At 78.6% G+C, this 6,977-nt stretch carries 2 protein-coding genes; both read left to right on the top strand.

The annotated features are described in order from the left end of the window. Positions 1-266: 266 nt before the first annotated feature. Entirely contained in the window at positions 267-1,517 is a 1,251-nt protein-coding gene (gene purD / locus ACMA1D_RS27825; RefSeq protein WP_414726748.1) for a phosphoribosylamine--glycine ligase, read from the top strand. Positions 1,518-2,948: 1,431 nt separating this feature from the next. Next, positions 2,949-6,428 carry a hypothetical protein gene (locus ACMA1D_RS27820; RefSeq protein WP_414726747.1) on the top strand — a complete coding sequence of 1,160 codons (3,480 nt, stop codon included), beginning with the start codon at positions 2,949-2,951 and terminating at the stop codon, positions 6,426-6,428. The last annotated feature ends 549 nt before the right edge of the window (positions 6,429-6,977 follow it).

The raw sequence follows: 6,977 nt of genomic DNA, 5'->3' as shown, positions 1-6,977 counted from the left end.
CCCCCCCCCCCCCCCCCCCCCCCCCCCCCCACGGCAGCGGCCAGGTGTACGGGTGTGGCCGTGCCTCCTCGCGCGCGAGGGCGTTCGCGAGGGCGTTTGTGTGTGGGAGGGCGAGACGTTCGCGAGGGTGCGGGCGTTCGCGGCGCGCCCGGTACGCCCGCGCGCCACCTCTCCCGCCCGCCACTTCGACCCGGCCCCGCACCCGCGGCACCGCGTTGCCGTGCCGCGGGTGCGGGGCCGCGGGCGGCGACGTTTAGGCTGGGCCCGTGAAGGTCCTCGTCATCGGCGGCGGCGCCCGCGAACACGCCCTGTGCCGCTCACTCTCGCTCGACCCCGACGTCACCGCGCTGCACTGCGCGCCCGGCAACGCTGGCATCGCCGAGGTCGCCGAGCAGCACCAGGTGAACGTCCTCGACGGCATCGCGGTCGCCGACCTCGCCGGCTCGCTCGGTGTGGACCTGGTCGTCGTCGGCCCGGAAGCGCCGCTGGTCGCCGGGGTCGCGGACGCCGTGCGCGACCGCGGCATCGCGTGCTTCGGCCCGTCCGCAGCCGCGGCCCGCCTCGAAGGCTCCAAGGCGTTCGCGAAGGACGTCATGGCCTCGGCGGGCGTTCCCACCGCGCGCAGCTACGTCTGCGTCAACGCCGAAGAGGTGGACGAGGCGCTCGACGCCTTCGGCCCGCCCTACGTCGTCAAGGACGACGGTCTCGCGGCCGGCAAGGGCGTCGTGGTCACCGAGGACGTCGCCGTCGCCCGCGCGCACGCGCTCGCCTGCGACCGGGTGGTCATCGAGGAGTTCCTGGACGGTCCCGAGGTGTCGCTGTTCGCGATCACCGACGGCGAGACCGTCCTCCCGCTCCAGCCGGCGCAGGACTTCAAGCGCGCCCTGGACGGCGACGAGGGCCCCAACACCGGCGGCATGGGCGCCTACTCGCCGCTGCCGTGGGCCGACCCCAAGCTGGTCGACGAGGTGCTCGAAACCGTCCTCCAGCCGACCGTCGACGAACTGCGCCGCCGCGGCACGCCGTTCTCCGGCCTGCTGTACGCGGGGCTCGCCATCACCTCGCGCGGGGTGCGGGTCATCGAGTTCAACGCCCGCTTCGGCGACCCGGAGACCCAGGTCGTACTGGCCCGGCTCAAGACGCCGCTGGCCGGCGTGTTGCTGCGGGCGGCCACCGGCACGCTGGAACTCCAGTCGCCGCTGCGCTGGAGCGAAGGCGCCGCGGTCACCGTCGTCATCGCCTCGCACAACTACCCCGGCACGCCGCGCACCGGCGACCCCATCACGGGCCTGGCCGAGGCAGCCGAGCACGAGAAGACGTACGTGCTGCACGCCGGCACCAAACTGGCCGAGTCCGGCGAGGTCGTCAGCTCCGGCGGCCGGGTGCTGTCCGTGACGGCCACCGGCTCCAGCCTGGCGAAGGCACGCGAGCGCGCGTACGGAGCGCTCGACGTGATCGGCCTGGACGGCTCCCACCACCGGACGGACATCGCCGCGCGTGCGGCGGAGCCGCAGTAGGCGTTAGCCGGTAGCGGTCCGGCCCCTGGGCGCGGTTGGCCTGGTGGCCGTGGTGCTGCCCGGTGTGTGGTCCGCGCGGCGTCGCCATCGCGCGCGGGCGCGCGGGGCGCGCGGAGGTTAAGGCCCCCCTGGCCCGTGCCCGCTTGGCCCGTGCCCGGCGCCCCGGCCCTGGCCCTGCCGGGAGCGGTACGGCGGCGTCCGGTGTGCCGGGCCCCGGGCTGGCGTCGTACGGGTCAGGCCGATGGTGTACGGGGCCCGGTCGGTGGAGCGCGATCGGCGTACGGCCGGGCCCGCCGCCGGCGTACGCGCGTACGCGGGGCGGGCGGTCGGGTGCATCGTCGCGCGGTCGGCGCCGCCGCGGCCCGCGCAGCCCACGGCCTTCGATCCCCGCGGCATCGGCGCCCCAGCACCGACCCGCCGGCGGACGGCGCTCGCACCCCCGCCACACCGCCGAGCGCGGCCGAACGCACCCGCCCGCGGCTTCCCGCACCCCCTGGCGCCCCTTCGACGCCCCGGCGACCGGACGCATCCGCCGCGCCCGCGGCGCATACCCGCCGCCCGCCCCCGCCGGCGTGTTCCCGCCGCAGGCCGGGCCGCAGGGCGCGGCGGTCCGCACGCCGGCTGCCGGCGGCCCGCATCACCCACGGTGCGTGACGGCGGCCCCGTGCCGGCCCCCGTACTGGCCCCGACCTGGCCGTGCCACCGACGGAACACCCGACGGTACGACGGGCGTCCAGCCACTTGTGGGCGGCGCCGGTGCGGCGGGCGTACTGCGGTGGGCACGGCGGCGGAGACGGTCCGGGCGGCGCGAGCGGGATGCCGGGCGGGGCATTGCCCCGGGCCCCGAAACCGGCACGGTTACGGTGGCCGTCGCCGGCGAGCGGTTGGTGGCTGGAGCCGGTCGCGGGGGTCGGCTGGCGGGCCGGACGCCGGCCCGTACACCCGCTTTGACCTGCGGCGATGGTGGTCGGTCCAAGACCTGGGGCGGCAGCGGTCGCGGGGCCCCGGGCGGCGGCCGGGGCGGGTGCGGGTCGGCGGGCTCGGTACGGCCGCGCCGGCGCACCACCCCCTGCGGCACGCCCTGGGCACACGCCCCGGCGCCGCACGGGCGCTCGGCCGAGGCACCGCCCCCGGCCTCGTCGTTCACCCATCAGGCGCAGGTTCCGCTATCTGACCGGAATGGTTCCTACCCCTGTATGAAGCCATTCCATTGAGTGAGCGCTTGGCTATCTGGGTGACGTGATTCCCGGCCGCAACTAGTGTGCCGCGCAAGCACGCTGCGGCAAGTGGCGCAGCGGCTGCCGCGCGGGCCGGGGGCCCTTCGCACACCGACATTGCGGTGTCAGTAGCCGGTGCGACAGTGGTGGGGTACGCACGCCGGCGACGTCCGCTGTCGCATTCACCGCAGGGCAGTAGGGGGTGATCCGTCTCATGGCAGGTCCGGAAGCCGATACGCCGGGAGCTCGTGCACGAGCGCTCGCGGTGCTGCGCGTGCGCGGTGCCGCGCAGGCCGTGGCGCTGCTGCCGACCGCCGTCGCGGTGCTGCTCCTCGTCGGGGGCAGCACCGGCCACATCGGCGGCGCGGGCGCCGGCTGGCGCACCGCGCGCTGGGTCGCCGTCGGCCTGGCCGCGCTGACCCTGCTGGTGGCCGCGGCCGTCACGGTGGCCATCGCGCGGGCGCGCCCCGCGCTCAGCCCCACCGTGCCCATCCCGCGGGCGAGCGCCCCCGACCTGTACCGACTGGTGCACGACCTCGCCGACGAACTCGGCGTGCCCGCCCCGTCCGCGATAGCCCTGACACCAGACTGCGACAGTTGGCTGGAAGACCGCACACACAGCGCCCGACGGGCCAGGGCCAGCGCCCGCCGCCGCGCCGCGGCCGGCGCCATCGGCCGCAGGACCAGCAGGTTCGGCCGGCTGCGACGGGGTGCGCGGCGGCCAGCGGAACCGGCGGGCGAGGCACAGACCCCGGCCACGCACGCGCCCGCGCGGAGTGCGCCCGAGCCGCCCCCCGGCGCGGCGCCGCCCCCCGATGCGACGGTCAACGCCGCGCACGGCGCCCCCGCCGGCCTCGCCCGCGGCGCCGCGCACGCCCCCTGGTGCGACCCCGCGCCCGATCCCGTGCCGGGACCGGGGCCGGCCGCCGACCGCGCGCCGGCCCGCCCGGACGACCTTGAGCGCGCCACGTCCACGGCTCCGGTGCTGGTCATCGGCTCGCCCTTCCTGTGGTGGATGCGGGTCGCCGAACTCCGCGCGCTGCTGGCCCCGGTGGTGGCCGGCACCGGCCCCGCCGCCCACCCGGACATCGCCGCTGCCCGCCGCTTCGTGCGCGGCCTGGACGCCGCCGTGGCCCTGGCCGTCCGCGCCGACCACCCGCCCCATGACGCGTACGCGGACCTCGACGCTGATCCGTACCCCGCCGCCGATCCGTACGGGGACGCGCACGCCGGGCCGCGCCCCGGGCCGGAGCGTGGCGACGGCCCGGACGACGAGCGGACGACGGGCCCGTGGCAGGCCCCGGCCCCCGACCCGGTCCTGCTCACCGACGCCCGCGACCCGCAGGCGTACGCCCCGGAGCCCTACGGCCCGGACCCGTACGCGCCGGCTCCGTACGCAGGGGGTGTGTACGGCCCCGTCGCCCCGGGCGTCGACCAGGACTCCGCCGCCGCTGCTGCCCGTACGCCCGGGCGTGCGCCCGCGGGGCGGGTGCCGGCCGCCGTCGCCGCGCCGGCCCACTCGGCCCGCTCCGCCGGGGTCCGCGCGCCGTACGAGGTGGGGGCCGCCCCCGCCGACCCCGCGCCCGAAGCGCCCGCACACCTCCGGCGGCCGGCGCCCGCCCACCCGGGCCCGGTCGCGTACGCGCCCGAGCGCACCGGTGCGACCACCACCCGCACCGCACCACCGGCCACCACGGCGGGCGCCGCCCCGGGCAGCACGGTGGGCGCCCCCCACGCCAGGCCCGACGGGCCGCCGCCCCCGGCCACGCCCGCCGGCCGCTACGGCTCCGGGCCGCTCGACCCCTTCGACCCACCCGGTGCCCTCGACACCCTGGACTCTGCTCACCAGCCCGGCGCCGAAGCCGCCGGCGCGGGGCCCTTCGCGGCGGCCGACGCGAGCACCACTGCGCCGCCCACGCCCGCGCCTGGGCCCGCCCCGCGCCGGGGCGTCCGCGCGCCGCTGGCCGCCGTCGGCCGTGCCGTCCGGCGCCCCTGGTACGCCTTCGTCGGCTGGGTGGCACGGCTGCTGCTGCGGGCCTGCCGGGACCACGCGGCCGAGATGGAGCGGGGCGTGGCTGCTGCCGCCGCCCAGCGCGCGCAGCACGTGGACTACGGGCTGCGCATCGTCGCCCAGGAACAGGTCGGCCTCGCCTACGCCGGCTGGGACCGGCTGCTCACCCGGGTGGCGCTGCCCGCCTGGCGGATGGGCCGCTGGCCGGCGCGGCTGGACGCCGGTGTGGTGGCCGCGCTGACCGAACTCTCCCGCCGCGACCGGCTCGCCGAGGGCTTCGCCTCCCGCCTGGGCGAGCGGCCCGCGTGTGACCTGCTGGAAGAACCGGGCGCCATCGACGAGGCGACCTCGCTGCTGGCGGCCCGCCTCTTCCACGGCGGCCCCGCGACGCCCAGCCCGGCGTGGTCCCCGGTGGACTGGGAGCAGTATCCGGAGGAGGTCGTGGACCGGAAGTGGCGCCAGGAGGCAGCCCGCCTGCACGCGGCCCTCGGCACCCTCCCCCACCCACCGACCCACCGTCCCCACCCGGCACAGCCCACGGGCCAGGCCCCCGCGACCGCCCCGCCGGCTGCCCCGAGCCCCGCCGCCCTCCGGGCCGGTCAGGCCACCACCCCACCTGCCGGCGCCCAGCCCTGCGCATCGACGGACCGATCCCACGCGACCGCCCCGCCGGCGGCGCCGAGCCCCGCCACCCCGCCGGCCGGCCAGGCCACAACCCCGCAGGACAGCGCCCCGGCCACGCCCCCGCCGGCCGCCGACGCCACCCCCGCCCCACCCCCCGTACCGCAGCACCCGCAACCGACTGCGCAGCCGACCGCCGCGACGGAACCCGCCCCGACCGGGTCCACTCCGACCGAGCCCGCCCCGACGAGACCCGTGCCAGCCGCCCCCACCCCGCCGGAGGCGCACGCCCCGGGCCCGGCCGCCTCGGGCCCGGCCGGCCCCGCAGCAGCCGCCTCCACGGCAGGTGTCACCACCGCAGACCCAGCCGCGTCAGGCTCGGCCGCCCTCGGCCCGGCGGGCCCGGCCGCCCCGGACGCGGTCACCCCCCAGCCGACCACCTCGGACCCGACCAGCTCGGTCCCGACCACCTCGGACTCGACCACCTCAGGGCCGGAGGCCGACGCGCTGAGCCCGGCCGCCGCCCCCACCCCGGGGCCCGACGCGGGTTTCGGCCCCGACCTCGGGGTGGAGCCCACGCTGGACCGGATGTTCGCGGAGTTGGCCGTGCCCGGTGGGGCGGATGCCGATCCCGCGGCGATAGCCGACCGGCTCGCGGCCCGGCTCACCACGGAGTTGGCCCGCGAGGAGGCCGAGCAGCGCCGGTCGGCGGCCTCGGCCGGTGCGCACGGGCCGGCGGCGGCCGTACCGGGTGTGGGCGCCGGCGGGGAGCCCTGGTTGGACGGGCTCGCCCCGCTCTTCCCGCTCCAGCCACCCCGTACGGGGCGCGAACTGCTCGCCGACCACGTCACCGCGATGGTCTGTTGCGCCGCGATGGACACCGCGGGCGCCGCCCCCGGGCTCGACTGGCTCGACGGCCCGTCCCTCCTGATCGACGGCGAGCGCCGGACCGACCTCGCGCCCCACGTGCTCAGCCTCGTCGAGGACGGCGACCCCGAGCCGCTCCGCACCTGGCTCAACGACGTCGGCGCCCGCCCCGACAAGCCCATCCGCCTCGTCTGACCCACCCGACACAGACCCCACCCGGTGAGGGCCCTCCCGGTCGGGCCCCACCCGGGCGCGGGGTCCATCCAGGCGCAGGCCCACCCACTCACCCGCGTACGCGCGTACCCGCAGCTCCACCCCACTCGCGTCTCCGCAGCCCCACCCCACTCGCGCACGCGAAGCCCACCTCACTGACACGGGTCCGTCCCACCCCACCCGCGTACGCGCAACCCCACCCCACTCGGCACGGGCTCCACCCCGCCCGCGTACGCGCAACCCCACCCCACCCCACCCCACCCGGCCAGGGCCCCGCCCCACCCGCGTACGCGAGTGCGTCCCTCACCTCCCCCGCGTACGCGCGTACGCGCAGCCCCACGCACCCACCGGCAGCCCCCGAGAGCGCGCCCGCCCGCTCCGGTACGCCGCCCCAGGACGCCCCGCCCCACCCCACGGCGCCGCACACCCACCCCACACCCGCAGCGCCGCACACCCACAGCGCCGCGAGCTCACAGCCCCGCACACCCCTCACCCCGTACACCCCCAGCCCGTTACCGACCGTGCCCCTGC

Origin of the sequence: Streptomyces sp. 796.1, assembly GCF_047525675.1 — a bacterium.
Lineage (GTDB): Bacteria > Actinomycetota > Actinomycetes > Streptomycetales > Streptomycetaceae > Streptomyces.
Note: the sequence above shows the minus strand (reverse complement) of the source record. Positions and strands in the feature narration are given on the sequence as shown.